The 25,799-nt window shown below is 73.1% G+C and carries 21 protein-coding genes; 12 read left to right on the top strand and 9 right to left on the bottom strand.

Annotated features, from left to right (window positions below):
* Positions 1–99 precede the first annotated feature (99 nt).
* The 3 genes from HHX33_RS19065 to HHX33_RS19055 all read right to left on the bottom strand — a co-directional run bounded on the left by HHX33_RS19065 (position 100) and on the right by HHX33_RS19055 (position 4,999).
* The gene (locus HHX33_RS19065; RefSeq protein WP_182875776.1) at positions 100–1,461 is read right to left on the bottom strand and encodes an Nramp family divalent metal transporter; all 1,362 of its coding nucleotides are present in this window, start codon (positions 1,459–1,461) and stop codon (positions 100–102) included.
* Between the two features lie 287 nt (positions 1,462–1,748).
* Positions 1,749–2,648 (bottom strand): manganese catalase family protein, encoded by a 900-nt coding sequence (locus HHX33_RS19060; RefSeq protein ID WP_182875775.1) that lies wholly within the window; start codon positions 2,646–2,648, stop codon positions 1,749–1,751.
* A 560-nt stretch (positions 2,649–3,208) separates the two neighbouring features.
* Entirely contained in the window at positions 3,209–4,999 is a 1,791-nt protein-coding gene (locus tag HHX33_RS19055; protein ID WP_182875774.1) for an AMP-dependent synthetase/ligase, read from the bottom strand.
* Positions 5,000–5,281: 282 nt separating this feature from the next.
* Here HHX33_RS19055 and HHX33_RS19050 point away from each other — a divergent pair, with 282 nt between their 5' ends.
* From HHX33_RS19050 to HHX33_RS19020, 7 genes are all read left to right on the top strand, one after another.
* Entirely contained in the window at positions 5,282–6,049 is a 768-nt protein-coding gene (locus tag HHX33_RS19050; protein ID WP_117409203.1) for a metallophosphoesterase family protein, read from the top strand.
* Positions 6,050–6,064: 15 nt separating this feature from the next.
* Positions 6,065–6,502 carry an SRPBCC family protein gene (locus tag HHX33_RS19045; RefSeq protein ID WP_117409204.1) on the top strand — a complete coding sequence of 146 codons (438 nt, stop codon included), beginning with the start codon at positions 6,065–6,067 and terminating at the stop codon, positions 6,500–6,502.
* The gene (locus HHX33_RS19040; protein WP_182875773.1) at positions 6,499–7,659 is read left to right on the top strand and encodes an ArsA family ATPase; all 1,161 of its coding nucleotides are present in this window, start codon (positions 6,499–6,501) and stop codon (positions 7,657–7,659) included. Before HHX33_RS19045 ends, HHX33_RS19040 begins: the two co-directional genes overlap by 4 nt.
* On the top strand, positions 7,656–8,147 hold the full coding sequence (locus tag HHX33_RS19035; protein ID WP_182875772.1) for a DUF5304 family protein: 492 nt from the start codon (positions 7,656–7,658) through the stop codon (positions 8,145–8,147). The genes HHX33_RS19040 and HHX33_RS19035 overlap by 4 nt, the downstream gene beginning before the upstream one ends.
* A gap of 97 nt (positions 8,148–8,244) precedes the next feature.
* Complete coding sequence (locus tag HHX33_RS19030) at positions 8,245–9,186, top strand: ROK family glucokinase (RefSeq protein ID WP_117409207.1); 942 nt, start codon at positions 8,245–8,247, stop codon at positions 9,184–9,186.
* Entirely contained in the window at positions 9,164–10,063 is a 900-nt protein-coding gene (locus tag HHX33_RS19025; protein ID WP_310741440.1) for an endonuclease/exonuclease/phosphatase family protein, read from the top strand. Before HHX33_RS19030 ends, HHX33_RS19025 begins: the two co-directional genes overlap by 23 nt.
* Positions 10,060–11,232: a hypothetical protein gene (locus tag HHX33_RS19020; protein WP_182875771.1), complete on the top strand. Its 1,173-nt coding sequence runs from the start codon at positions 10,060–10,062 to the stop codon at positions 11,230–11,232. The genes HHX33_RS19025 and HHX33_RS19020 overlap by 4 nt, the downstream gene beginning before the upstream one ends.
* Before the next feature lie 34 nt (positions 11,233–11,266).
* Here the strand turns inward: HHX33_RS19020 and HHX33_RS19015 are convergent, their stop codons facing one another.
* Both HHX33_RS19015 and HHX33_RS19010 read right to left on the bottom strand, forming a co-directional pair.
* Entirely contained in the window at positions 11,267–11,788 is a 522-nt protein-coding gene (locus tag HHX33_RS19015) for a hypothetical protein (RefSeq protein ID WP_182875770.1), read from the bottom strand.
* Between the two features lie 12 nt (positions 11,789–11,800).
* Complete coding sequence (locus HHX33_RS19010) at positions 11,801–12,565, bottom strand: alpha/beta hydrolase (RefSeq protein WP_182875769.1); 765 nt, start codon at positions 12,563–12,565, stop codon at positions 11,801–11,803.
* 116 nt (positions 12,566–12,681) lie between these two features.
* On the opposite strand from HHX33_RS19010, the gene HHX33_RS19005 reads away from it, so the two are divergent.
* Together HHX33_RS19005 and HHX33_RS19000 are read left to right on the top strand one after the other, a co-directional pair.
* On the top strand, positions 12,682–13,380 hold the full coding sequence (locus HHX33_RS19005; RefSeq protein ID WP_117409211.1) for a lysophospholipid acyltransferase family protein: 699 nt from the start codon (positions 12,682–12,684) through the stop codon (positions 13,378–13,380).
* 148 nt (positions 13,381–13,528) lie between these two features.
* The gene (locus tag HHX33_RS19000) at positions 13,529–15,073 is read left to right on the top strand and encodes an MDR family MFS transporter (protein ID WP_182875768.1); all 1,545 of its coding nucleotides are present in this window, start codon (positions 13,529–13,531) and stop codon (positions 15,071–15,073) included.
* Between the two features lie 69 nt (positions 15,074–15,142).
* Here the strand turns inward: HHX33_RS19000 and mmuM are convergent, their stop codons facing one another.
* The 3 genes from mmuM to HHX33_RS36220 all read right to left on the bottom strand — a co-directional run bounded on the left by mmuM (position 15,143) and on the right by HHX33_RS36220 (position 19,910).
* Positions 15,143–15,997, bottom strand: a complete 855-nt coding sequence (gene mmuM, locus HHX33_RS18995; RefSeq protein WP_182875767.1) for a homocysteine S-methyltransferase — start codon at positions 15,995–15,997, stop codon at positions 15,143–15,145.
* 392 nt (positions 15,998–16,389) lie between these two features.
* The gene (locus HHX33_RS18990; protein ID WP_259402624.1) at positions 16,390–19,074 is read right to left on the bottom strand and encodes a VIT domain-containing protein; all 2,685 of its coding nucleotides are present in this window, start codon (positions 19,072–19,074) and stop codon (positions 16,390–16,392) included.
* Positions 19,071–19,910 (bottom strand): helix-turn-helix domain-containing protein, encoded by an 840-nt coding sequence (locus tag HHX33_RS36220; protein WP_259402623.1) that lies wholly within the window; start codon positions 19,908–19,910, stop codon positions 19,071–19,073. The genes HHX33_RS18990 and HHX33_RS36220 overlap by 4 nt, the downstream gene beginning before the upstream one ends.
* A gap of 441 nt (positions 19,911–20,351) precedes the next feature.
* Between HHX33_RS36220 and HHX33_RS18980 the strand changes: the two genes are divergently transcribed.
* Positions 20,352–21,698: an alkaline phosphatase PhoX gene (locus HHX33_RS18980; RefSeq protein ID WP_182875766.1), complete on the top strand. Its 1,347-nt coding sequence runs from the start codon at positions 20,352–20,354 to the stop codon at positions 21,696–21,698.
* Positions 21,699–21,930: 232 nt separating this feature from the next.
* Here the strand turns inward: HHX33_RS18980 and HHX33_RS18975 are convergent, their stop codons facing one another.
* The gene (locus tag HHX33_RS18975; RefSeq protein WP_182875765.1) at positions 21,931–22,845 is read right to left on the bottom strand and encodes a bifunctional helix-turn-helix transcriptional regulator/GNAT family N-acetyltransferase; all 915 of its coding nucleotides are present in this window, start codon (positions 22,843–22,845) and stop codon (positions 21,931–21,933) included.
* Positions 22,846–23,104: 259 nt separating this feature from the next.
* On the opposite strand from HHX33_RS18975, the gene HHX33_RS18970 reads away from it, so the two are divergent.
* Together HHX33_RS18970 and macS are read left to right on the top strand one after the other, a co-directional pair.
* Entirely contained in the window at positions 23,105–24,130 is a 1,026-nt protein-coding gene (locus HHX33_RS18970) for a 6-phosphofructokinase (protein WP_117409215.1), read from the top strand.
* 224 nt (positions 24,131–24,354) lie between these two features.
* A complete protein-coding gene (gene macS, locus HHX33_RS18965; protein WP_182875764.1) occupies positions 24,355–25,644 on the top strand; it encodes a MacS family sensor histidine kinase in 1,290 nt (429 codons plus the stop codon).
* Positions 25,645–25,799 lie beyond the last annotated feature (155 nt).

The raw sequence follows: 25,799 nt of genomic DNA, 5'->3' as shown, positions 1-25,799 counted from the left end.
GGTTCGTGCCGGTGGTTCGTGCCGGTGGTTCGTGTTCGCGGTTGGTGAGCGCGGCCGGTGAGCGCGGTCTGCGACCGGGGCTGTCGAGCGGGGAAGCCCTCAGCCGGTGAAGACCTCCACCAGCAGGAACCCGTTCAGCGCGCTGATCACGGCGGCGACGGCGACACCGGCGGCGGTGGTCGCCCGGCGGTTGACCAGATCGCCCATGAGGGCGCGGCGGGCGGTGAACACGACGAGTGGGACCAGGGCGAACGGGATGCCGAACGACAGCGCGACCTGACTCAGGACGAGCGCACGGGTGGGGTCCATCCCCACGGCCAGGATCGCCATGGCCGGAAGGACCGTGACCAGTCGGCGCGCCAGGAGCGGCACGCGGCGGCGCAGGAAGCCCGCCATGATCACCTGCCCGGCGTACGTGCCGACGCTGGAGGAGGCCAGGCCGGAGGCGAGCAGGGCGAGCGCGAAAGCGACCGCCGCCCCGGGGCCGAGGATCTCGCCGAGCCCGGCGTGGACGGCCTCCAGCCCCGCGAGATCGCTCCCGTCGAAGGTCGCGGCGGCGACGGTGAGCATCGCCATGTTCACCAGCCCCGCCGTGCCGAGCGCGACGGCGATGTCGACGCGGCTGGCCTGGAGGGCCGCCCGGCGCGGATCCCAGGAACCGCGGTTCCGCGTGAGGGCTCTGGGCCGCCCGGTGAGAGCCTCATGGTGCTGAGTGACGGCCGCGTGGTGTTGTGTGACGGCCCCGTGGTGCTGTGTGAAAGCTCTTCCCTGGTGCTGGGTCAGTGCGGAGTGCAGGTAGACGACGTGCGGCATGACGGTCGCTCCGACGATCCCGGTCGCCAGCAGCAGGCTGTCCGGCCCGGCGAGGCGGGGCACGAAGCCGCCCGCCACGCCCGCGAGGGACCCCGACAGCATCACCTGGTAGGCGAAACCGGCCAGCACCACGGCGAGCATCACCGCCACGGTCACCTCGAACCGGCGGCGTCCGCGCGGCGCCATCAGGAGCAGCAGCGAGGAGACCAGCGCGGTGATCGCGGCGGCGGGCAGCAGCGGCACGCCGAACAGCAGGTTCAGCGCGACCGCCCCGCCGATGAACTCGGCCAGGTCGGTGGCGACCGCGACCATCTCGGCCTGCGCCCACAGCAGCAGGCTCACCGGCCGCGGCAGGTGGTCGCGGCACAGTTCGGGAAGGTTGCGGCCGGTGGCGATGCCGAGCTTGGCCGACAGCGCCTGCACGAACATGGCCAGCACGTTCGCGACGGCGATCACCCACAGCAGCATCGTCCCGTAGCGCGCCCCGCCGGACATGTTGGTCGCGAAGTTGCCGGGGTCGACGTACGCCACGGCGACGACGAACGCGGGACCGCACAGACCGGCCAGCCGCGCCAGGCGTCCCGGCGACGGCGGCCGTCCCGCCGCCGTGACGGCGGAGACGGTCTGTACGGACCCTGACCCGGGCATCGATGCGGGAGTGGAAGCGGGCATGGGCGTGCTGCGGCGGTGGTCGGGCAAGGGAAGCCTCGCTGAGGAGAGGTCTGGACAGTGGCGACGCCTCACCCGTCCCGACGCCTCACCCGTCCCGGCGTCGCGCCGGGACCGGCGGAGGCGGTTCGGGCGAGGAGGCGGAGGCCGGTGCCGCCCGGCTTTGGCAGTCCCGCGCGACGCAGACGATGTCCGCGCTGCCGCCCGCCACCGATCGCGGATGGGGGCGGGTCCGCCGGGAGGCCGGGCGGGAGCGGCCCGGGGCTTCAGGTGAGCTTGTCCTTGAGCTTGCCCATGGGGCCGACCTCGGTGCCGAGGGTGGGGCCCTGGGGTTCGCCCATGCTGCCGTCGTAGGTGTCGTACAGCTTCGGGTCGGGCGGCGGGGCCTGGGCGAGCCCGCCGAGCGGTTCGGGGTTGAGGAGATAGGAGAACTGGTGGCGGCCGTCGGGCTGCGGCCCGCTCGCCCAGCCGCCCGCCTGCGCCTCGATGCCGTCGGAGAGGTCCCAGATCGTCTCCGCGTGCTCGGCGTGCTCCTCGTCGAACAGGTCGTCGGGCACGACGACGTCCTCCAGGCCGTCCGACTGGAGTTCCTCGATGGCCTTCAGCCACAGGTTCTGGTGCAGGGTGTCGCGGGCGAGGTTGAACTTCAGCATGTCCTTGACGCCGGGGTCGTCGGTCATGTGGTAGAGCCGGGCGGTCTGCAGCCGGCCGTGCGCCTCGGCCGCGACGTTGGCCCGGAAGTCGGCCAGCAGGTTGCCGCTCGCCACGATGTAGCGGCCGTTCCAGGGATACCCGTTGGCGTCGGCGGGCAGCGGCCCGCCGCCGGCCACGATGGCCTGCTGGGGGTCCATCCCGCCCAGCACCGCGCCGACCACCGGGTCGGCGGTCGCCATCTTCGTGACCGCCGTCGCGGGCGCGCCTTCCAGCAGGCGCGCGACCATCGTGGCGAGCATCTCGACGTGCCCGATCTCCTCGGTCGCGATGTCCATGATCAGGTCCTTGTACTTGCCGGGCATCCGGCAGTTCCAGCCCTGGAACAGGTACTGCATCGTGACCGTCATCTCGCCGAACGCGCCCCCGATCAGTTCCTGGAGCTTGCGCGCGTACACCGGGTCGGGCTTTTCGGGCTTGGCCTCGAACTGGAGGTGCCGGGTGTGCCGGAACATATGACTCCTCGCGTCGGAAATCGCAGGGAGCCGCAGGCCTTACATCGGTTAAGGGCGCGCGACCCCGCTGGTGCGGTGGGTTGTTGGTGCGATGGACCGGGGGGTCACGCATAAATCCCAACACGGGCCGCAACGGGACAGCAGGAGCGACACCTAACGAAGGGCCAATGGTTGGGCAGGTGCCACCTATTGCCTACTCACACCGGCTCACACCGGCTTTCAGCGGCTTCACGGGCACGCCGGCTTCGGGGGAACCGCAGGTGTGCGGCGCCGCCCCAGGGCACACGGAGGCGGACCCGATAGGTCGCCTGCAGACCTACGCGGACGCGGTCCCGGCGGGTCAGCGCGCGCGGACGCGGCGGGTCAGGACGGGCAGAGGCGGTCCCGGCGGCTCAGAGCCGCGCGGAGGCGGCTCAGGGCGCGCGGAGGCGGACCCGGCGGCTCAGCCGCGGACACGCCCCGGCGGGCCGAGGAGGAGGCATCCGCCGGGGCACGGTGGCGCGGGCGCCGCTGTCGGTGGCGCCTGTCGGTGGCGCCTGTCAGCAGCGCTCGGGGGCCTGTCAGCGGGCGTAGAGTTCGTCGATCTGCTTGGCGAAGTCGCGCATGACGAGGTTGCGCTTGACCTTCAGCGAGGGGGTCAGGTGGCCGCTCTCCTCGGTGAGGTCGGTGTCGAGGATCACGAACTTCTTGATCTGCTCGGCCTTGGAGACCATCCGGTTGGCGCCGTCCACGGCCTGCTGCACCTCGGCGAGGATCTCCGGGTCGGTCGTCGGGACCTCGCTCTTCCCGTTGGCCTGCTTCCACTGCTCCAGGGCCTCGGGGTCGAGCGTCACCAGCGCCCCGACGAACGGCTTGTCGTCGCCGACCACCATGACCTGGCTGACCAGGCGGTGCGCCCGGATGGCGTCCTCCAGCGGCGCCGGCGCCACGTTCTTGCCGCCCGCCGTGACCAGGATCTCCTTCTTGCGCCCGGTGATGCGCAGGTAGCCGTCGTCGTCGAGGCTGCCGATGTCCCCGGTGTGGAACCAGCCCTCGGGGTCGATGGTCTCCTTGGTGGCGCGCTCGTTGTTCCAGTAGCCGTCGAAGACGTGGCGGCCCTTCACCAGGACCTCGCCGTCGTCGGCGATGCGGATGCTTACCCCGGGGAACGGCTTGCCGACCGTGCCGATCTTGTTGGCGCCCGGGATGTTGACCGTCGACGGCGCGCTGGTCTCGGTGAGCCCCCAGCCCTCGAAGACCTCGATGCCCACGCCGCGGAAGAAGTGGCCGAGCCGCTCGCCGAGGGCCGAACCCCCGGAGACCGCCGCCGTCAGCGCGCCGCCCGTCGCCGCCCGCAGCTTGCCGTACACGAGCCGGTCGAAGACCGCGTGCTTCAGCCGCACGCCGAGACCGGCCCCGCCGGAGCTTTCCGCCTTGCTCCACTCCACGGCGGCCCGTACGGCGGCGTGGAAGATCTTTCCCTTGCCCTCGTTCGTGGCCTTCTGCTCGGCGGCGTTGTAGACCTTCTCGAACACCCGGGGCACGCCGAGCAGGAACGTCGGCTTGAACTCCCGCAGGTCGGGGGCGACGTTCTTCATGTTCGGGCTGTGCGCGAGCACGGTGCCGGTCTCGATCAGGACGATCTCGATCAGCCGGGCGAAGCTGTGCGCCAGCGGCAGGAACAGCAGGGCCGCCCGTCCCCGCACGTCGAACAGCGCCTCCAGCGGCCCCTGCGAGACGTTGCGCGCGGTGAAGAGCAGGTTGTCGTGGGTGAGGCGGCAGCCCTTGGGCATGCCGGTCGTGCCGGAGGTGTAGATGATCGTGGCGAGGTCGCGGCCGCCCCGGCTCGCCCTGCGCTCGGCCAGCGCGTCGTCGCCCACCTCGGCCCCGAGGCGCTCCAGTTCGGCGAACGCGCCGCCGTCGATCCGCCACAGCGACGGCAGCGCGGGCACGGCCTCGCGTACGGTCTCCTCGTGCGCGGCCGTCTCCACGATCGCGGCCTTGGCCCCGCTGTCGGTCAGGATCCACTTCACCTGGTCGGCGGAGGAGGTCTCGTAGACGGGCACCCCGACCGCGCCGGCCGCCCAGATCGCGTAGTCGGCGACCGTCCACTCGTAGCGGGTGCGCGACATCAGCGCGACGCGGTCGCCGGGCTCGATCCCGGAGGCGATCAGGCCCTTCGCGACGGCCGCGACCTGGTTCCTGAACTGCGCGGCGGTCACCGGCGTCCACGGCGCGTCCGCCGCCGCCCCGTCGTCCTTGCGGCGGATCACGACGGCGTCCGGCTCGTCCACGCCGCGCTGGAACACCACGTCGGTGCAGTTCGCGGACGGAGGCACGTCCACCAGCACGGGAACGCTGAACTCGCGCACGGTCACTCCTTCGCGCACGGCCCCGCGGCCTGCGCCGGACAGCGCCGGGACCGCGTGCGGACCATCACTCTTTGGGTCTCACTGGACGCTACCGTCCGAAGTTACGCAGGGGTAGATCCGTCACCCAGGCGTTATCCAGGGCGTCGTCCGGGTGTCGTGGCGAACGACATCCGGATCGAAAACGACGCTATCAGGGTCTCTGACAGTGTCCCCGGCGCGGCGGGCCGGACACCTTTCCGTGACCCCGGCGGCGCCCGGTAAAGCCGCCGTTATCATCTCGTCATGCGAATCCACGTCGTCAGCGACGTCCACGGCCGGGCCGACGCGCTCGCCCGCGCGGGCGACGGGGCCGACGCGCTCGTCTGCCTCGGCGACCTGCTCCTCTTCGTCGACTACGCCGACCACTCCCAGGGCATCTTCCCCGAACTGTTCGGCGCGGAGAAGGCGACCGAGTACGTGGGGCTCCGCACGGCGGGGCGCTTCGACGAGGCGCGGGCGATGTCGGCGGGGCTGTGGGCGGCCCTCGGCGGCGACCCCCGGGAGCACATCGAGACGGCGGCCCGCCGCCAGTACGAGCAGATCTTCTCGGCCATGCCGACACCGGCCTACCTCACGTACGGCAACGTGGACCTGCCGCGCCTGGGGGCCGACCACCTCCGCCCGGGGCAGCGGGTCCTGGACGGGGAGGTCGTGGAGATCGGCGGGCTGCGGTTCGGGTTCGTCGGCGGCGGCCTGCGCACGCGGTACCGCACGCCGAACGAGATCGACGACGAGGAGTTCGCGCGCAAGGTGGAGGCCGTCGGCGAGGTGGACGTGCTGTGCTGCCACATCCCGCCGGCCATCCCCGAACTGCTCTACGACGTGGTCGCCCGGCGGTTCGAACGGGGGAGCGAGGCCACGCTGGAGGCGATCAGGAGGACGCAGCCGCGGTTCGCGCTGTTCGGTCACGTGCACCAGCCGCTCGCCGGGCGGGCCCGGGTCGGCCGTACGGAGTGCGTCAACGTCGGCCATTTCCGCGGCCGTGGCACGCCTTTCGCCTTGGAATGGTGAAGTACGGTTGGCCACATGGCTGATCGCACTTCGTCGAGCATCACGATCGGCGCCGGCCGGTCGACAATCATGGCCGTCATCGCCGACTTCCCCGCGTACCCGCAGTGGGCGGGTCAGGTGAAGGCGGCGGAGGTGCTGGAGACGGGCGAGGACGGCCGCGCCACCCGGGTCCGCTTCGTCCTCGACGCGGGCGTGATCAGCGACGAGTACGTCCTCGGCTACGACTGGACCGACGACGCGGGCGTGAGCTGGCGCATCGTGGACGCCGGCCGGATGGTCTCGGGCCTGACCGGCAGCTACCGCCTGACCGAGAACGGCGGCGGCACCGAGGTCACCTACGACCTCGCCGTGGACCTGAAGGTCCCCATGATCGGCATGATCAAGCGCAAGGCCGAGAAGGTCATCGTCGACACCGCGCTGAAGGGGCTCAAGCGGCGCGTCGAGGGCCGATGAGGGTCCTCCTCTTCACGGGGAAGGGCGGGGTCGGCAAGACCACCGTGGCCGCCGCGACCGCCACGCTCGCCGCCGGCCGCGGGCTCAAGACGCTCGTGGTCTCCACCGACACCGCGCACTCGCTCGCCGACGCGCTGGGCGTGCCGCCCTCGGACGCCCCGGTCGAGGCGGCGCCCGGCCTGCACCTGCAACAGGTGGACACCCAGAGGTCGCTGGAGCGGCACTGGGGCGAGTTACGCGACTACGCCCGCGACGTCCTGGCGGAACTCGGCCTCGACGAGGTCACCTCCGAGGAGATCACGGTCCTGCCAGGCGCCGAGGAGGTCATCGCGCTGCTCGAACTGCGCGAGCAGGCCCGTTCCGGCCGGTGGGACGTGATCGTCGTGGACTGCGCGCCGACGGCCGAGACGCTGCGCCTGCTGGCCCTGCCCGAGGCGCTCGACTGGCACGTCAACCGGCTGCTTCCGGCGGGACGGCGGCTGCTCGGGGCGCTGTCGCCGGTCATCCGGCACGTCGCGAAGGTGAGCGTGCCCCAGGCCGAGGTCATCTCGGCGGGCGAGCGGCTGCACCAGGGCCTGCTGGAGGTGCGGGCGCTGCTCGCCGGCGACGACGCGTCCGTGCGGCTCGTCCTCACCCCCGAGGCCGTGGTCGTCGCGGAGGCCCGCCGCACGCTCACCTCGCTCAGCCTGTACGGCTACCGCGTCGACGCGGTGATCGCCAACCGGGTCTTCCCGGCCGAGGGCGCCGACGAGTGGCGGCGGAGCTGGGTGGAGGCCCAGGCCAGGCAGCTCGCCGGCGTGCACGAGTCGTTCGCGCCGCTGCCCGTCCTGACCGTTCCCTATCTTCCGGGCGAGCCCGTCGGGACCGACGCGCTCGCGCGGGTCGGCGAGGAGCTGTACCGGGACCGCGACCCGTTCGCCCGCCCCGGCGTGGAACCCCCGCTGCGGATCTCCGCCGACGAGCTGTCGCTCAGCCTGCCGCTCGCCGACCGCGACGACCTCGACCTCGCCCGCAAGGGCGACGAGCTCATCGTCACCGCCGGTTCACACCGGCGCGTCATCGCCCTTCCCGCGGCCCTGGCCAGACGGGAGATCTCCTCGGCCGCGCTCCGGAACGGCCGGCTCCGGGTACGGTTCGAGACAGGAGGGGCGAGATGACGGATTCGAACGAGAGCACCGCCCGCCGTCAGGACCCGGTCGGGTCCGCGGCGGAAGAGGCGATGAAGCTGCTCGACGCCGTGCAGCGGCGGATGGGCCGCGAGTTCGGCAAGGGCCTGGTGAAGGGCGGGGTGAGCGGCATCGGGTCCGCCTTCGCCGGCGCGAGTGGCATCGGGTCCGCCTTCGGCGGCGCGAGCGGCGGCACGGGCCGGTCCGGCGACGTGTGGAGCGAGGCCGTGTCGGAGGACCACGACGAGTACGTCTGCCGTGCCTGCCCGGTGTGCCGGGTGATCGCGGCGCGCCGGGAGGCCGGCGGGGACGTCACCGGTCATCTGATGGCGGCCGGCGGTGAACTTTTCGCGGCGTTCCGGGATGCGGTCGACGCCCTGCAGCGGCCCCAGTCGTCACCCCAGTCGCCGCCCCGGTCGCGGCCTGACGGGGAGCGGCGGTCCGATGAACCTGCGGTGGAGCACATCGATCTCGCATGACGGGGCTGTAAACGGCACGCGTCGGCGGAATTGCCACAACCCTGCGCGATCGGCTTCAATCAGCGCGGCGTAGCGGATCGGGCGGAAGGACGACAGCATGGCGCTGACCATCGGCGTGGACGTCGGCGGCACCAAAATCGCGTTCGGGGTCGTGGACGAGAACGGCGGCATCCTGGAACGCGGCCTGCGGCACAGCCCCGCGGGCGACCCCGAGAAGATGGCGCTCACGATCGCCGATGTGGTGAACGAGCTCGCGGCGCGGCACGAGGTCGAGGCGGTGGGCATCGGCGCGGCGGGGTTCGTCGACGAGACCCGGTCGGTCATCCGGTTCGCCCCCAACCTGGCCTGGCGGGAGGAGCCGCTGCGCAAGAAGGTCGGCGAGCTGGTCGGCCTGCCGGTCGTCGTGGAGAACGACGCGAACGCCATGGCCTGGGGCGAGTACCGCTTCGGCGCGGGCCGGGGCGAGAGCCACGTCGTGTGCGTGACCGTGGGCACGGGCATCGGCGGGGGCATCGTGCTCGGCGGCGATCTCTACCGCGGCCGGTGGGGGATGGGCGCCGAGCTCGGCCACATGCAGACGGTGCCCGGCGGACGTCCCTGCGGCTGCGGCAACAACGGGTGCTGGGAGCGGTACGCCAGTGGCAGTTCGCTGCTGGCGGAGGCCAAGGCGAACGCCGAGGCCGACCCCGCCGCCGCCACCCACCTGCTGCGGCTCGGCGGCTCGGTCGAGGGCGTCCGGGGCGAGCACGTGACCGAGGCGGCGCGCCTGGGCGACCGCGCGGCGCTGGACGCGTTCGAGTCGCTCGCCGACTGGCTCGCGCAGGGCCTCGCGGACCTGGCCGCGATCCTCGACCCCGGGTGCTTCATCCTCGGCGGGGGCGTCTCCGGAGCCGCGGACCTGTTCGCCGACCGGGTCCGCGACGAGTTCGCCGCGCGGCTGACCGGCCGGGGCCACCGTCCGCTCGCCGACATCCGGGTGGCCGAGATGGGACCGTCCGCCGGTCTGGTGGGGGCCGGTGACCTCGCCAGGCTCCGCTGAGGACGTGCCGGAGGCCGGCGACGGCACCGCCCGGGAGGGCGGGAGCGTGTTGCGGGTCGCGACCTACAACGTCCGCGGGCTGAAGGACGACCGGAGGGCGCTGGCCCGGGTGATCAGGGCCCTCCGGCCGGACGTGCTGTGCCTGCAGGAGGTGCCGCGCCTGCCGGCGCGGCGGCACGGGCGGCCCGTGTTCAGCCGCGCCGTCCCGGTCTCCCTGGCCGCCCTCGCCCGCGCCGCCGGGCTGTCCGTGGCCGCCGGAAGCCGGCTGAACGGCACCGCCGTCCTCACCTCCCCGGCCGTACGGCTGCTGCGGGGCGAGGGGCGGCGCCTGCGGTGGTTCACCGGCCTCGAACGGCGCGCGGTCGCCGTGGCGGTCGTGGAGAAGGGCCGGGACAGGTACGCCGTGTGCTCGGTCCACCTCGACCTCCTGGCCGGGGCGCGGCTGAGCCACGCTGCCGAGATCGTGCCGATCCTGGAGGGCGCCGCCCGGGAGTTCGGGGCCGCGCCCGTGCTTGCGGGCGACCTCAACGAGCCTCCCGGCGCCCCGGTCTGGCGCTTCCTCGCGGCCCGGTACGCCGACTGCTTCGCCGCCGCGGCCGGGGGTTCCCGTACGGCCACCGGCGCGGCGCCGGGCGGCGGGACCTTTCCGGCCCGCGACCCCCGGGTGCGCATCGACGCGGTCTTCGCGGGGCCGGGCCTGACCGTCCTCTCCTGCGGAGGGGCGGACGTGCCCTCCGGCGATCTGGCCGCCGCGAGCGACCACCGGCCGGTGGTCGCCGAGATCGGGTCCGGGCGTCACGCCGGGCGTCACGCCGGGCTCGGAATCGCGACCTCTGCGACGGAGAGGGCGCCGTTCCCCTTACGATCTGTTCCATGACCCGACGCCGCATCCGGCGTGCGGTGCCGTTGTGTGTGCTGTCCGCCGGTCTGCTGGCCGGACTCCTCCCGTGCGCCACATCGGTCGCGCACGCGCAGACAGGGACCGCCCGCCCCCGGGCGGAGCGAGGCCCGTCGGGAGACGAGGTCGCGCAGGGCCCGGGGCTCCCCACCGGGCGCCTCAGGGCCGACGCCTCGCTGTCCGACGTCGCCGGCCTCTCAGCCGGGGACGTCTGGGCGGTGGGCCAGCAGGAGGCCTGGGACTTCTGGCGCAACCGGGGAGTCATCACCCACTGGGACGGCTCCTCCTGGAGCGAGGTGCCGATCAGGGGCGACGCCACCGGCGCCGGGCACCTGCGGTCGGTCGCCGCCGCGTCCCCCAGGGAGGTCTGGGTGGTGGGCGACGGGCACGACGGCCTGCCGTACCTCGCGAAGGGGTCGGCCGACGGGTTCGACCGGGTCGGCGTGCCCCGCCTGCGCACGGGCGACTGGCTCGGCGGGATCGCCGCGTCCTCCGGCCGGGTGGCCGCCGTCGGCAGCCGCGACGGCCAGGCGTTCCTGCTGAGCAGCGGCGGCGCCGGCAAGGGGGCCGCCTGGAAGACCGGCCAGGGGCCCGGGGGAGCCCTCTACGGCGTGGCCCTGGCGGGCAAGTCGGACGGCTGGGCGGTGGGCGACTCGGGTGACGGCCCCCTGGCCATGCGGCTGACCGGCGGCGGGTGGAAGCGGGCCGACCTGCCGCGGATCAGGGGCGGCTTCCTGCGCGACGTCTACGCGGAGAGCCGCAAGCGGGCGGTCGCGATCGGCGGCGTCTACCGGGACGGGAAGATCTCCCCGCTGGTCCTCGACTGGGACGGCAGGCGCTGGAGGCGGGTGACGCCGCCGGAGCGGCACGCCGAACTGTACGGCGTGACCGGCGACGGCGAGGGCGTGTTCTGGATCGCCGGCTACGACCCCGCCCACGCGGCGGACGGGTTCCTGCTCCGCTACGACGGGTCGCGCTGGACCAGGCTGCGCGGCCAGACGTCCGGCGCGGACCGCAAGGTGCGGTTGCAGGCGGTCACCCACACCGGTGAGCTGACCATGGCCGTCGGCCACGTGCTGGACGGCAAGGAGCGCTACACCGACCTCGTCGAGCGGTTCGGCCCGCCGCACGCCCTCGCCGCCCAGTGAGGCGCGGCAGGCGTGACGAGAGGCGGGCGCCGGGTCAGACGACCGCGCCGTCGTCCCAGCCGGAGTCGGTGGGCGGGCCGTCGCCCATCCGTACGACGAGGACCACGAACCCCGCGATGAAGGCCGACACGGCGGCGAACACGATCCAGCCGTCCCTGGGCCAGTCGAGCAGGGCGGCCAGCAGCAGATAGGCCGGGCCGCCGAACAGCGCCAGCCACGACGCCCGGGTGACCGCGTCCGCCTGGGGGAGCGGCGGCGGGGGCGGCGGGACGTAGTGGTCGTCGTCCTCGCTCACCGCGACGGGGGCCGGCTGGCCGTCCGGCTCGTCCGTGCCCTCGCCGGCGGCGTCGTCACGCTCGCCGCCGGTGTCCCGGGCGCCGTCGTCGGCGCCGTCACGGTCGGTGGCGGTGGAGCCGTTGGCCGCGCCGGGGCGGGGCTCCTCGGTCACGTTCTCGCGATCAGGCCATGGCTGATCGGCCGAGGCGTCCTCGGCTTTTTCGTTGAACGAGGCGACGATCTGGCGCCAGACCTCGTCCTCGTCACTTTGCGGTGTCACGTCGATCCCTGGTCACAGGTCCTTCGTCAAGGGTACCGAGGCATGGGAGCGGATGAACTCCAGACTCCCCTCGAAGATCGCGGGCGCGTCGTTGTCGAGGGTGGCGACGTGATAGCTGTCCGTCAGCTCCCTGACCTCCAGATTGTCCCCCAGCCTCGCCTGGAGGAACGCCACGCTCGCCGGCTTCACGACGTGGTCGTCCCTGCTGTGGAACACCAGCAGCGGCTGCGTCACCTCGCCGATGTCCCGCTGGACCAGCTTCCACAGCTGGGGCAGCGTGGCCGCGGCACGCACCGGGGTGCGCGCGTAGCCGAGCTCCGTCATGCCCTCCTTCTTGATGTCGCCCGCCACGCCGGGGACCGAGGGCATCACGTACTTCAGCGCCGGGGCGAGCCGCAGCAGCGGCGCGTCGCTGACCACCGAGGGGTTGACCACCACGACCCCGCGTACGGAGTCGCCGTGGACCTCGGCCAGGCGCAGCGCCATGCAGCCGCCGAGGGACAGCCCCGCCACGAACACGTCCGAGCACCGGCCGCGCAGGTCGGCGAACGCCTTGCCCAGCTCGGCGTACCAGTCCTCCCAGCGCGTGCGGCTCATCTCCTGCCAGCTCGTGCCGTGGCCGGGCAGGCGCGGCAGGGAGACGGTCAGCCCGGCCCGGGCCAGGTGCTCGCCCCACGGCCGCAGGGACTGCGGCGAGCCGGTGAACCCGTGGCAGAGGAGGACGCCGATCTCGCCGCCGTCGTGGTGGTACGGCTCCGCACCGGGCAGCACTGGCATGGGAGACCTCCGTCCGACGGCGGCGTGTTCCGCCCGATACTCGCACGTTGGTCAGCGTTAGTGCGAGAGGGCTGGGCGTGCGAAGATGACTTCACATCTGAGCCGAGGGAGTCCGCGTGTTGTACTGGGTGGTGAAGGCCATCCTCTGGCCGCTCCTCCACTTCGTGTTCCGCCCCTGGGCGGAGGGCGTGGAGAACGTCCCGAAGGAGGGCCCGGTCATCCTGGCCGGCAACCACCTGTCGTTCGCCGACCACTTCTTCGGGGCCGGGTTCCTGCCCCGCAAGGTCATCTCGCTCGGCAAGGCGGAGTACTTCACCGGCAGCGGCATCAAGGGCCTCTTCAGCCGGGCCTTCTTCTCGGCCGTCGGCACCGTGCCGATCGACCGCTCGGGCGGCAAGGCGAGCGAGGCGGCGCTGCGCACCGGGCTGCGCATCCTCAACGAGGGCAAGGTCCTCGGCATCTACCCCGAGGGCACCCGGTCGCCCGACGGCCGCCTCTACAAGGGCAAGACGGGCGTGGCGCGGCTGGCGCTCGAGTCCCGGTCGCCGGTGATCCCATGGGCGATGGTCAACACGTTCGAGATGATGCCCCCCGGTCGGCCCGTGCCGAGGTTCGGCATCCGTCCCGGCGTGCGGTACGGCAAGCCGCTCGACTTCTCCCGCTACTACGGCATGGAGAACGACCGCCTGGTGCTCCGCGCCGTCACCGACGAGATCATGTACGCGCTGATGGAGCTGTCGGGCCAGGAGTACGTCGACAAGTACGCGGCGGCGGCGAAGACCGAGATGACACGGGCGGCTCGCGAGAATTCCTAATACTTCCGGACTGGACGGGTAACGTGGCGATGTCCGCCGCGCGTGATCCAGACGTTCAGATCGGAAGGCGCATGCCCAAGCCAGCACACAGGTGCCGCACGTCGACGTCACCCACCGCGTGGGGGTCCGGCCCGCGGGGGCGCGCGGCATGAGCGTCCGCGAGGAGCAGCAGGCCGCACCGGGATACCTGCCCCACCGTCAGATCCTGATCGTCCTGTGCGGAGTCGCCGCCGGGATGCTGCTGGCCGCGCTCGACCAGAGCATCGTCGGCACCGCCCTGCCGCGCATCGTCAGCGAGCTCGGCGGCCTCGACAAGCTCTCCTGGGTGGTCACCGCCTACCTGCTCACCTCGACCGCGGCGACCCCGCTGTGGGGCAAGATCTCCGACCTGTACGGCCGGCGGGTGATCTTCCAGACCGCGATCGGCATCTTCCTGCTCGGCTCGGTCCTGGCCGGGCTGAGCCAGAACATCGGCCAGCTCATCGCGTTCCGCGCGCTGCAGGGCCTGGGCGGCGGCGGCCTGATGTCGCTGGCGTTCAGCATCATCGGCGACGTGATCCCGCCGCGTGAGCGCGGGCGCTACCAGGGATACTTCGGCGCCGTCTGGGGCACCTCCAGCGTGGCCGGGCCGCTGCTCGGCGGGTTCTTCACCGACGGCCCGGGCTGGCGGTGGATCTTCTGGATCAACCTGCCGATCGGGGTGGTCTCGCTCGTCGTGACCTCGGTGGCGCTGAAGATGCCCACCGTGCGCCGCAGCCACCGCGTCGACTACCTCGGCGCGACGCTGATCGTGGCCGCCGTGTCGTGCTTCCTGCTCTACCTCGACTGGGCGGGCAACGAACTCGGCTGGACGGCCCCCGGCGCGCTGGCCCTGCTCGCCGCCTTCGTGGCGTTCGCGGCGCTGTTCGTGCTGGTGGAGCTGCGGGCGCCCGAGCCGATCCTGCCGATGCGCCTGTTCCGCAACGCGGTCTTCAGTGTGGGCAACGGCTACAACTTCCTCGCGGGACTCGCGATGTTCGGCGGCATGATCTTCCTGCCGGTCTACCTGCAGGCGGTGCAGGGCATGTCGCCGACCGTGTCGGGCCTGGCACTGCTGCCCGCCGTGGTCGGCATCTTCTCCACGTCGATCACCTCCGGCCAGCTGATGAGCCGGACCGGGCGCTACAAGGTCTTCCCGATCCTCGGCGCGGCGGTCCTCCTGGTGGCACTGTGGCTGCTGTCCACGATCCGGGCGGACTCGCCGTACTGGCAGGTGGCGATCTACGCCTACCTCTTCGGCGCCGGGCTCGGGTTCACCATGCAGACGGTCGTCACCGCGATCCAGAACGCGGTGGAGCGGGCCGACATGGGCGTGGCGACCAGCTCGGCGACGTTCTTCCGGATGATGGGCGCCGCCATCGGTACGGCGATCATGGGCGCGGTCCTCACCAGCCGGCTCGCCCACCACCTGGCCGCGGAGTTCGGCGGCAGGATGCCTCCGGGTCAGGTGAACGCCGAGAACGTGCAGGCGATCCAGCGGCTGCCGCAGCCGGTCAAGGAACACGTGCTGGTCGCCTTCACGAACGCGATCGACGACGTGTTCCTCGCCAGCCTGCCCTTCGTCGCCGCCGCGCTGGTCGTGGCCCTGTTCCTCAAGGAGATCCCGCTGGCGTCCCGGGGCGGCGAGGGCCAGGCCCAGGCCGAGATGGGCTGACAGCGCCCGCTCGGGCCGGCCCGGGCGTGGGCCTCGCGGTTCAGGAGGTCTGCCCCGGGTCAGGGCCGGTCAGGTGAGGTGGGAGCGGATCTCGCGGATGTGGGCGGGAGTGGTGCGGCAGCAGCCGCCCACATGACGGGCGCCGAGCGAGACCCATCCGGCGGCCGCCCTGCCGAACTCCACGGGGTCGGCGAGGCCGAGCCAGCGGCGGTTCACGGCGTCCCACCGCTCGCCGGAGTTCGGATAGACGACGGTGGCGCCACGCTTGACCAGGTCGGGCACGAACCGTGGCGCGGTGCAGTTCACGCCGACGGCGACCACCTGGGGAAGCCCGTCGAAGATCGCGCGGCACTCCTCGAAGGGCGTCCCGTCGCTGACGTGCTCGCCGTCCCGGCAGGAGAAGGCGACCCAGGCGCGCACGGACGGCGTCTCACGCAGGAGCCGCGCCAGCGCCCGCGCCTCGGCCCCCGAGGGAATCGTCTCGCAGGCCAGCAGGTCGGCTCCGGCGCCGGTGAGGATGCCGAAGCGTTCGCGATGCCACTCGACCAGGCCGTCCTCGTCCAGGTCGTAGTCGCCCGTGTACTCGGCGCCGTTGGCGAGGTAGGCGCCGTAGGGGCCCACGCTCGCCGCGACCAGCCCGTGCCCGGCCTCGTCCCTCGCCTGCACGGCCAGCGTCACCGACAGCCGGATGAGGTCGCGGGCCTCCCGCGGCGACATGCCGTGCCGTACGAACCCGGGGACGCTGGCCTGATAGCTCGCCGTGGTGGCGACGTCGGCGCCGGCGCGGAAGTAGTCGAGATGCGCGCGGCGGATGACGCCGGGATCGTCGGCCAGCAGCCGGGCCGACCACAGGTCGTCGCTCAGATCGCAGCCGAGGGACTCCAGATGGGTCGCGAGACCGCCGTCGAGGACCACGGGATGCATACCGGCACCCTACGTGCTTCAGGTCCGTGAGCTGGCCGGAGGGGATGGTTCGCCCGGAGCGGACGCCGGTTCTCTGTCGGAACCGCTCGTGGATCTACTACGTTCGCCAGGTATGGGGCTTAAAGAGCTCGTCAATCGGTTGCTGCGCCGCCGGTCTCGCGTCCCCGCAGGTGGACGCGACGATCGGCCCGACGCGGGAGGGGTGCGGGAGCCTCGGCGTCCCGTGCCCACCCCGCCGTCCGATGTCATCCGCCTACCTGAACCCTCGTAGGGCTTCGCTCACAGCGGCAGCGGACCCTCTGTGGCCGGGCCCGGCGTTTCCGCCGGTGTCCCGGCCACAGCCGTCCGTCCCGAGACGCTCACGGCGACGCGCCCCGGAAGGCGGGGAAAGGTCAGGACCGCTTCCAGAAGGGGCGCCGGCGCTCCCTCTCCGTCGCGGAGCCGTGCCTGCCCTCGCCGTCACCGGCGCCGTGCTCGCCTTCGCCGTGACCGCCGCCGTGCTCGCCCCGCCCGGAGCCGCCGACCAGGGCGGTCAGCAGATCGACGGCCCGCCGCCAGAGGTCGTCGAGCGAGCTTTCGGCCCACTCGGCCTTGTCGAGGTCGGCTGCCAGCGCGAGAAGGCCGGGGTGACTCCCCACCATCTGGGCGACGACTCGCAGGCGGCTGGCGAGATCCGCCAGGTAGCGCCGGCGCTCCCGCTCCGGCAGCGACTCCGCCTGGCCCAGTCTCGTGAGCTCCTCGGTCAGCAGGGGCCGTACGCCGTCGAGGTCCGTCAGCGCCGCGGGCTCGGAGCCACGACGCGACAGGAAGCCTCCGGCGGAGAACCCTCGGGCCGGACGCGCCCCGCCGCCCGGTGCGCCCGGGGCCGGAGGCGGAGCCGGAGACAGAGGTGGGCGTGGTGCGGCGGCGAAGGGCGCGCTCGGCGCGGCAGCCCCGGAGACCGCTCCGATGGGCGCGTCCGCCGCCGTGCCGGGTGCGGCCTCCGCGCTGCTCGTGACGGAGGCCATCCTGGCCATCATCGGCGCTCCGGCCACCATCATCGGCATCGCGGCGGGTATCTCCCACCCGCTCGGCGGTTCGACCGGCTGGAGGACGCGATGCTCCGGAGCGCCTTCACCGGTCACATGGGTGTCGACGGCCACGAACGCGGTGAACCGGCACAGCACACCGAAGCGGAGCGAGATGTCGATGATCTGCTGCTCCAGTGAGCGGTCGCCCACCGCGTATCGGTCTTCCAGGGTGCGCAGATGCGCCCGCGCCCACACGGCCCGCGCCGCGCCGTCCCGGGCGGGACGGCCCTCGACGCGCTCCTCCCAGGTACGCCCGTCGGCCGTGCGGCCGTGCACGGTGAGAGCGCCTGCCGCCCCGCCCCGGTAACGCCCGGTCACGACCAGCGGGACCCCCGGGTAGAGCGAACCGGCGTGCGTGACGGTGCCCGGCACCAGGTCGACGCCCTCGGCCCGCACGGAGACGTCGGTCACCAGCGGCGAGCCGATCCGCCGGTGGATGTGCTCCATCGCCTCGTCGAGACGGTCCTCCGACTCGACCAGTTCACAGCGGCCGGAGCCGAGCAGGGCCAGCCGGCCGAGGAACCCCGCGTTCACCGCCCTGTCGATGCCCACGGTGTGGACGCGGGTGCCGCCCAGCCGGGGGCCGACGCGTTCGAGGATCTCGTCCTCGTTGCCCACCTGGCCGTCGGTGACCAGCACGAGCACCCGATCGCGTGCGGGCTCGCCCGGGAGGTCGTCGTCCCGCTCGCCCAGGAGGCGCAGGGCCTCCTCAAGGGGGGCGAGCATTTCGGTGCCGCCCCGGGCGCCGAGCCGGGCGAGATGTTCGACGGCGCGGTATCGGTTGCGATCGGTGCCCTCCACCAGGCCACCCGGGAACGCGCGCTCGACCACGGAGTCGAACGAGAGCACGGCGAACCGGTCGTGCCGGGTGAGCGTGTCGACGATGCGGGCCGCGGCGCGGCGAGCCGCCACCATCTTCCATCCGGTCATGCTGCCCGAGCGGTCGAGCAGCAGGACGACGTCCCGGGGCGCGGACCGTGCCGTGTCCTCCGGCGGAGGCAGCAGGGTGAGCACGAAGGTCCCCTCCGGGGTTTCCGAGGCATCGCCCGCCTCCCCTCCGGCCGCCTCCCCTCCGGCCGCCTCCCCTCCGGCCGCCTCCCCTCCGGCCGTCGTCTCGCCTGCCCGCGGCTCGCGGCCGGCGGGTCCGGTGGGGACGCGCTCCGGCGCGCCGCCCGGCGCGTCCGGCACACCGCCGGACAGGGTGTCCGGGACGAGGGCGAGGGACGAGGAGGCGTCGAACGCCAGGCGCAGGATGAAGTCGCGGTCGAGCCGTTCGCCGGGCCGCAGGGTGATGGTGTCGCCCTCTCGCTCGACCTCGTGCAGGCTGGAGCGGACCTCCCGCAGGCCGAGCCCGGCGGAGTCGACGGTCGTCGTGAGCGACAGCCGTACCGGGGACGGGAACCCGGGCAGCAGGACCGGCGGTGAGATGCGGGAGGCGTCGGGCACAGCGTCCGTGTCGGGTGCGACGCCGTCGCCCGCGGCGGGCTCGGACAGGGGAGCCCCCGGTATGTAGCGGGGCGCCACGACCAGCGGGAAGCGGAACTCGGCCGCGCCGTCCTCGTAGGGGAGCGGCTGGCTCATCGTGAGCCGGACGATTACGCGCTCCCGGGGGACGATGTTGCCGACCCGGATCGTGAAGACGTCGGGCCGGTCCTCCTCGGCGATCGCCGCGCGCCTGCCCTCGGCGAGCGCGCGGTCGTAGTCGGCCCGCGCCTGGCCGCGCTCCTTGAGCACGCCGTCGATCACCCGGTCGTCCGCCTCCATGCGGAAGGCGGTGACCGCCGCTCGCGGCGGCAGCGGAAAGACGTACGTCGCCTCAAGCGACACGTCGAACGGGTTGCGGAAGGTCTGGACGACCTCGACGCCGGCCACCAGCCCGGTGAGACGCGCGGTGACGTCGACGCTCTCCAGAGGGAGGTTGCCCTTCGCGGTTTCGAGCGCGCCGAGCCCGGCATGCGGCTCGGGCAGGCACTCCTCCGGCCGAAGAGGTGTGATGGGAACGGTCATGACGTCATCCCCTTGCGTGTCTCGGAATCCGTTGAGTCCCAGGGCGTCGTGGTCTCGGCGTCCTCGAAGGGCCCGGCCAGGCCGAGCGCGCCGAGTGCCGCGAGGAGCGGAGCGGCGGCCCGGCGCAGCGCGGCCGCCTCGTCGCCGTCCGGCGTACGGTGGGCCGATTCGAGCAGGACCGTCACCCCAGGCGCGAGACGGACGCCGAACAGGACGTCGCCCCGAAGGTCCCCCGCCGGTCCGCCGGTGGAAGCCGTTGTGACGGTGCGCAGATCTGGCGTGCCGAAGGAATCGGGTGCCGCGCCGGGACGCGGCACCGGGACGGGATCGCCGGGGCCGGCCCCCACAGGGCCGGAGCCTGCCGGATCGAAGTGGGTGGAGCCGGCCGGCCGGGCCCAGAACCGCTTCCGGTCCGTCGGCCGCGCCACGTCGGGGATCGTGGCGGCCGAGGGCCGTTCCGGCTCTGTCGCTCCCGGCAGGGACGGCTCGCCGAGGGCGAGACCGGGGCCGCCCTGAGGGTGAGGCACCTCGGGAAGGCCGGCGATCCGCTGGAGCATGGCGTCGGTCGCGCCCGCGAGCTCGGCCTGGATGGCGGCGATGGACAGCCCCTCCGCCTGGCGGCGCTTGACGGCCACGAGCTGAAGCAGGTGGCGGCGGCCGTAGAGGGCGAGCCTGCCGCGCCGGGCGGCGGGCGGGTCGAGCAGGCCGATCGTCGTGTACCAGCGGATGAGCCGTTCGTTGGGCACCTCCCGGACCCTTCCGTTGACGCGCGGCTCGGATCCGAGCAGGTCCGCCGCCCGCTCCGCCAGCTCACCGATCGTCCAGGTCCCGCTCATGCCTCAACGATGACACTGTCACGATGACACTGTCAACATCTCGCCGATAAAGGTTCCCGTCAGGGGTGAAGGCCTCGTCCCGGCGTGTGGCGCCAGGGTTCGCGGAGCGTTCGCCTCGATGAGAGATGTCTCTTTCCTCGGCGTTCACGTGTTCCCGATCCACTGGGCGTCCACGTGTGCGACCCGCCGTCCTGGAGAGAAAGACCCGGTCAGATGCGTTCCGGACGGGGTAGGGGGAGCGGGCGGCGCCAGGCGGCGCGGGCGCGAGCGGCCTCGGGCCGAGGGCGGTCCGGGCAGCAGCGTGAGAAGGCGTCCATGTGAGAAGGCGGCCGTCCCGGGCGGCCCGCAGGCGAAGCGGCACCGTCCGTACGGGGCGGACCGGAGCGACCACAGGCGTGACCAGAGGCATGACCAGGGGCAGGTCAGGAAGGCGGGTCAGCGGTGCGGGGTACTTCCTTGTCGGCGGCCGTGTCGGCGTCGCCGGGATCGCTCTGGCGCACGGCGCTCCCTGGCGGAGCCGACCCACACGGGCCGGGAGGCGTCGGCCACGGCGAGCGGGACGAGCCGCCGGGGGAGCGGAACCCGCACGGGCACACGGACCGCCCCGGACAGGCCGAGCCTCGCCGGAAGAGGGCTCCCGGTCGCGCGGACCGGTCTGACGGGAACGAGTCTCCCGAGCGGAGCGACGCGGACGACCTGCTGGCCCGGCACCTGCCGCGTGCCCTCCCGCCGGGCTTCACCTGCCGGATCGTGGCGTGGTCGGGGGAGCGTACCGGCGGCGTGGTGTGGCACGCCGCGCCCGGCGGCGGCGGGTGCTTCCCGGACGGTGACGGCTGGATCTACGTCTCCAACTGCGCGCTGCCGCTGCTCGGCGGAGTGACCGCGCTGCGGTTCGCGCCGGACGGGAGCCTGCGCGGCGGATATCGCGTGCTGTCCGGCGCCGACCGGATCGGATCCGGCGCCGTGACCCCGTGGGACACCTGGCTGTCGGGCGAGCGGACGCCCCAGGGCGCGGTCTTCGAATGCGACCCGTACGGCCTGCGCGCTCCGATGCCCCGGCTGGCGATGGGCCTGTTCACCCATGGGGGCATGGTCTGCGACCCCGACCGGGGGTTCGTCTACCTCACCGAGGGGGAGCAGGACGGGTGCCTGTACCGGTTCCGCCCCGGCGACTGGGGCGATCTCACCACCGGCGTCCTCGACGTGATGACCGGAGCTCCCGGCGACGAGACCGTCCGGTGGGAGCCGGTGCCGTCCCCGGCCGCGTCCCGCATGCCCGTTCGTGACCAGGTGAAGGGTGCCCGGCGGTTCGCGGGCGGCGGCGACTGCCACTACCGCGACGGCGTGTTGCGGTTCGTCAGCGAGGGCGACGGCCGCGTGTGGGCCTACGACGTCAGGTCGGAGCGTCTCCGTGTTCTCCACGACCCCACCACCCCTGGCAGCCCCGGCATCACCCACGCCCCCGGCACCGCCGACGCCACCGGCACTCCACCCACGCCCGGCGCTCCTGGCGCCCCCACCCGGTCGTGCGGACCGGGCTCCGCGACGGCTGAGGAACCGGAGGCAGGGCCCGGCGGCAGGGGCGAGGAACAGATCGTCCTCGTCGCGGGGGACCGGGTGGTGCCGTTCCTCCGGATGCCGGACGGCTGGACGGTCACGGGTCCGTCCATGTCCCCGGCGGGCGACAGGCTCTATCTTTCCTGCCGCCCACCCGCCGGCGCCCGGTCCGGTGCGGTACCCGTCACCGTCGAGATCACCGGCCCGTTCGAGGACCTCGCACGCGCCTGAGCCACGCGCGGCAGGCCCCGTCCGTCCCGCCGAGCCCGGTGAGACATCAGGCCGGGCAGGCGACGTCAGCAGGGGCCGTGGGACACCGCACGAGTGGCGTTCCGGCCCGGGCGCCGAACCGCCGTCCGTCGCCGAGGACCACTTCGAGATCCTTGTCCACGCCCGCGACGGCACGCGCCTTGAGCGGCCCGCCGTACCGCTCGGCGCATGGCGAGCATGCTAGGGCGGGGGGTCAGAGGTCGCGCGTCCACACCTCTTCGACGATGGGGACGCCCGACTCCTCGCCCGGATAGCGATCGGCCAGGGTGAACCCGGCGGCCTGGTAGATCCGGCGGGCGCCGAGCAGCACGTCCCGGGTCAGGAGCGTGATCCTGCGGTACCCGGCCGCGGTGGCGAAGCGCAGGCACTCCTCGACCAGTCGCCCGCCGATCCCCATGCCCCGCGCGGACGGCTCGACCAGCAGCAGTCGCAGCCGCGCCGTGGTCTCGTCCTCGTGCGCGCAGAAGACGCACCCGACGGGCTCGCCCGCGACCTCGGCGATCCAGCCCGCCTCCCGCCGGGGGTCGTGGTCGTCGAGGTAGGCGGCGAGGATCCTGATGACGTACGCCTCGAACGACGCGCCCCAGCCGTACTCCTCGCTGTAGAGGGCCCCGTGACGCTGCACCACCCAGCCGAGGTCGCCCGGCCGCGGCGGCCGGATCACGTACGGTTCGCGCCGTTGCGCCGATGGCTCCAGCAGGCGCTTCACCGTGTCCATCGCGGAGACGAGCCGGCGGCGTTCGGGGTCGGCGAGCTTCTCGACCAGGGCGTCGATCTCGGCGGCCGAGCGCCGGTCGATCATCGCGAAGGTCTCCCGGCCCTTCGGGGTGAGCCGTACGACCTGGCGGCGGGCGTCCTCCGGGGACTTCTCGCGGGAGACGAGCCCGTCGGTCTCGAACCTGGACAGGATCCGGCTCAGATAGCCGGCGTCGAGACCGAGCATGCCCCTGATGTCCGCCGCGTCGGCCGCCTGCTCCCGGGTGCCCAGTTCGAACAGCACCCGCGCCTCCGTCAGCGAGTAGGGGGTGTCGTGCATTCCCGCACCGAGCACCCCGATGACGGAGGTGTAGAAGCGGTTGAACGCACGCACTTGCGGCACTATGTCCATTTTAGTTGCCCACCTCAAGGAAACGTTTGACTGAGTCAAACATAGAGCCGCCGCGTACGGTTGGGAAGACGGGTCTCCCGGCGGCTGCGGTCTCGCCGTGCGAGACTGTTTTGGTCGTGGTCGGCCGGGTGGCGTAGCCTCTCTTGTTGGTCTAGACCATTGTCGCGAGGCTTGGGCAGAATGCGGTGCGGTGAGCACCGGGGTCTGCGTTGGGCCCGGCCGCGCCATTCCGCGTATCCAAGATGGAGGAATACCCGTCATGCGTATTGGAGTCCTGACCGGAGGCGGCGACTGCCCCGGTCTGAACGCGGTGATCCGCGCCGTCGTCCGCAAGGGGATCGGCGTGTACGGGCACGAGTTCGTCGGATTCCGCGACGGCTGGCGTGGGCCCCTCGAGGGCGACACCATGCCGCTCGACATCCAGGCCGTCCGCGGGATCCTGCCGCGCGGCGGCACGATCCTCGGGTCCTCCCGCACCAACCCGATCAAGATCGAGGGCGGTGTCGAGCGGATCAAGGAGAACCTGGCCGCGCAGGGCGTCGACGCGCTCATCGCGATCGGCGGCGAGGACACCCTCGGCGTCGCCAAGCAGCTGTTCGACCGCGACGTCAAGGTCGTCGGCGTGCCCAAGACGATCGACAACGACCTCAACGCGACCGACTACACCTTCGGCTTCGACACCGCGGTGAACATCGCGATGGAGGCCATCGACCGGCTCCACACCACCGCCGAGTCCCACCACCGCGCGCTGATCTGCGAGGTCATGGGCCGCCACGCGGGCTGGATCGCGCTGCACGCGGGCATGGCCGCCGGCGCCAACGTGATCCTCATTCCGGAGAAGCCGTTCGACATCGACAAGGTCTGCTCCTACGTCGAGTCGCGGTTCAAGACCCGCTACTCGCCGATCATCGTCGTCGCCGAGGGTGCCCACCCGATGGAGGGCCAGATGGCGCTCCAGGCCGGTGAGCTCGACGCGTTCGGCCACGTGCGTCTCGGCGGCATCGGCGAGCTCCTGGCCAAGGAGATCGAGAAGCGCACCGGCAAGGAGGCCCGCACCACGGTCCTCGGCCACATCCAGCGCGGCGGCACTCCGACCGCCTACGACCGGGTGCTCGCGACCCGCTTCGGCCTCGGCGCGATCGACGCCGTGCACGACGGCGACTTCGGCAAGATGGTCGCGCTGCGCGGCACCGACATCGTCCGCGCCGGCCTCGACGAGGCGACCTCCGAGCTCAAGACCGTCCCCGCCTCCCGCTACTCGGAGGCCGAGGTCTTCTTCGGCTGATCCGCCGGCCACACCGGTCGGCCAGGCCACGCTGACCCGCCGATCGTGATGACGGCCCGCTCGCTCCGGGCGGGCCGTCCACCGTCCGTCCGTACGGCTCCCGCGTCGCTTCGCGGGAGCCGTACGTGTGTGAGAGGCCGGAACCGGGATCGCCACCCGGGATCGCCCAGTATGTGAGCGGAGGGATCGGCCCTCCCGGCTCAGTCACGAGGGGGCGCCGCGCGATGGGCATCGAGGGACCGTTCTGGCGGGCGATCGCGGTCTACCGCGTCGCGTCGCTCGCGTACGCGGCGCTGTTCGTGCTCGGAGCGGGCGGATACGCCCGTCCGGTCGTGTCCTGGACGGTCATCGGGGTGATGGCCGCCTGGACGGTCGTCACGCTCGTCCGGTATCCCGCCACCCGGCGCGTGCCGCTGCTGGCCGCCGACCTCCTCGTCACGGTCGCCTGCCTGCTGGCCACGCCGTACGCGCAGGGCCCCGCCGACGCGGCGGCCGGCGTGATGCCGCTGACGGCGACGTGGGTGGCCGGGCCGGTCCTCGCGTACGGCGTGGCCGGAGGACGCCGCGCGGGCGCCGCCGCCGCCGCGGTCATGTCGGCGGCCGACCTGTGGCTGCGCGGCGGGAGCGGGGTCGAACTCGCCTCGCTGCAGGTGAACGGCGCGGTGCTCATGTTCCTGGCCGGAGTGGTCGTCGGGCACGTCGCCCGGCTCGCGCGGGAGGCGGAGGAGCGCATGCGGCGCGCCGTGCTGATGGAGGCCGCGGGCCGGGAGCGGGAGCGCCTGGCGCGCGGCATCCACGACTCGGTGCTCCAGGTGCTCGCCCTCGTGCAGCGCAGGGGCGCGGAGATCGGCGGCGAGGCGGCCGAGCTCGGCAGGCTCGCGGGCGAGCAGGAGGCGGCGCTGCGGGCGCTGGTGCAGGCCCCGCCCATCACCCGGGCGCCGGACCTCGCCCCCACCGGCCTGCGCGACCGCCTGCGACCGGCGTTCGCGGCGCGTGGCACCCGCGCCGGGCGCGGCCCGGGCTCCGCCGGCCGCCTCCGTCGCCCCGCCAGCCCCGGCGCGGAGCCCGCGCCCGAATTCGCGCCCGAGCCCGATTCCGGGGCCGATCCCGGGGCAGAGCCGTACGCCGACCTGCGTGACCTCCTGCGGCCGTTCGGCACGGCCCGGGTGACCGTGTCGGCGCCCGCGACGCCGCTGCCGCTGCCCGCCGCGACGGCGCGGGAGGTGGCGGCGGCCGTCGGCGCGGCCCTCGACAACGTCGTACGGCACTGCCCGGAGGGCACCCGGGCGTGGATACTCGCGGAGGAGGACGACGACGCGGTGGTCGTCACCGTCCGCGACGAGGGGCCGGGCATCCCCGACGGACGGCTGGAGCAGGCGGCCCGCGAGGGACGCATGGGCGTCGCCCGATCGATCCGGGGACGCGTGGCCGACCTCGGCGGCACGGCGGCCATCACCTCCTCGCCGTCGGGGACGGAGATCGAGTTGTCGGTTCCGGCGGGGGAGCGGGCGTGACCTCGGCCCTCCGGCGGAGGGAGCGTGCGGGCGGGACGGGCCCTGGACCTGATAAGGGCGGAGCGGGCGGCTCGGCGTGAACGGTCGCCGGACGCGAGCAGGGCGCAGCTCGCGGCCGGTGTGAAGGTGGTGAACAGGCCCTGGACGTGGTGAGG

Source organism: Microbispora sp. H10670, assembly GCF_014161385.1.
Taxonomy (GTDB): domain Bacteria; phylum Actinomycetota; class Actinomycetes; order Streptosporangiales; family Streptosporangiaceae; genus Microbispora; species Microbispora triticiradicis.
Note: the sequence above shows the minus strand (reverse complement) of the source record. Positions and strands in the feature narration are given on the sequence as shown.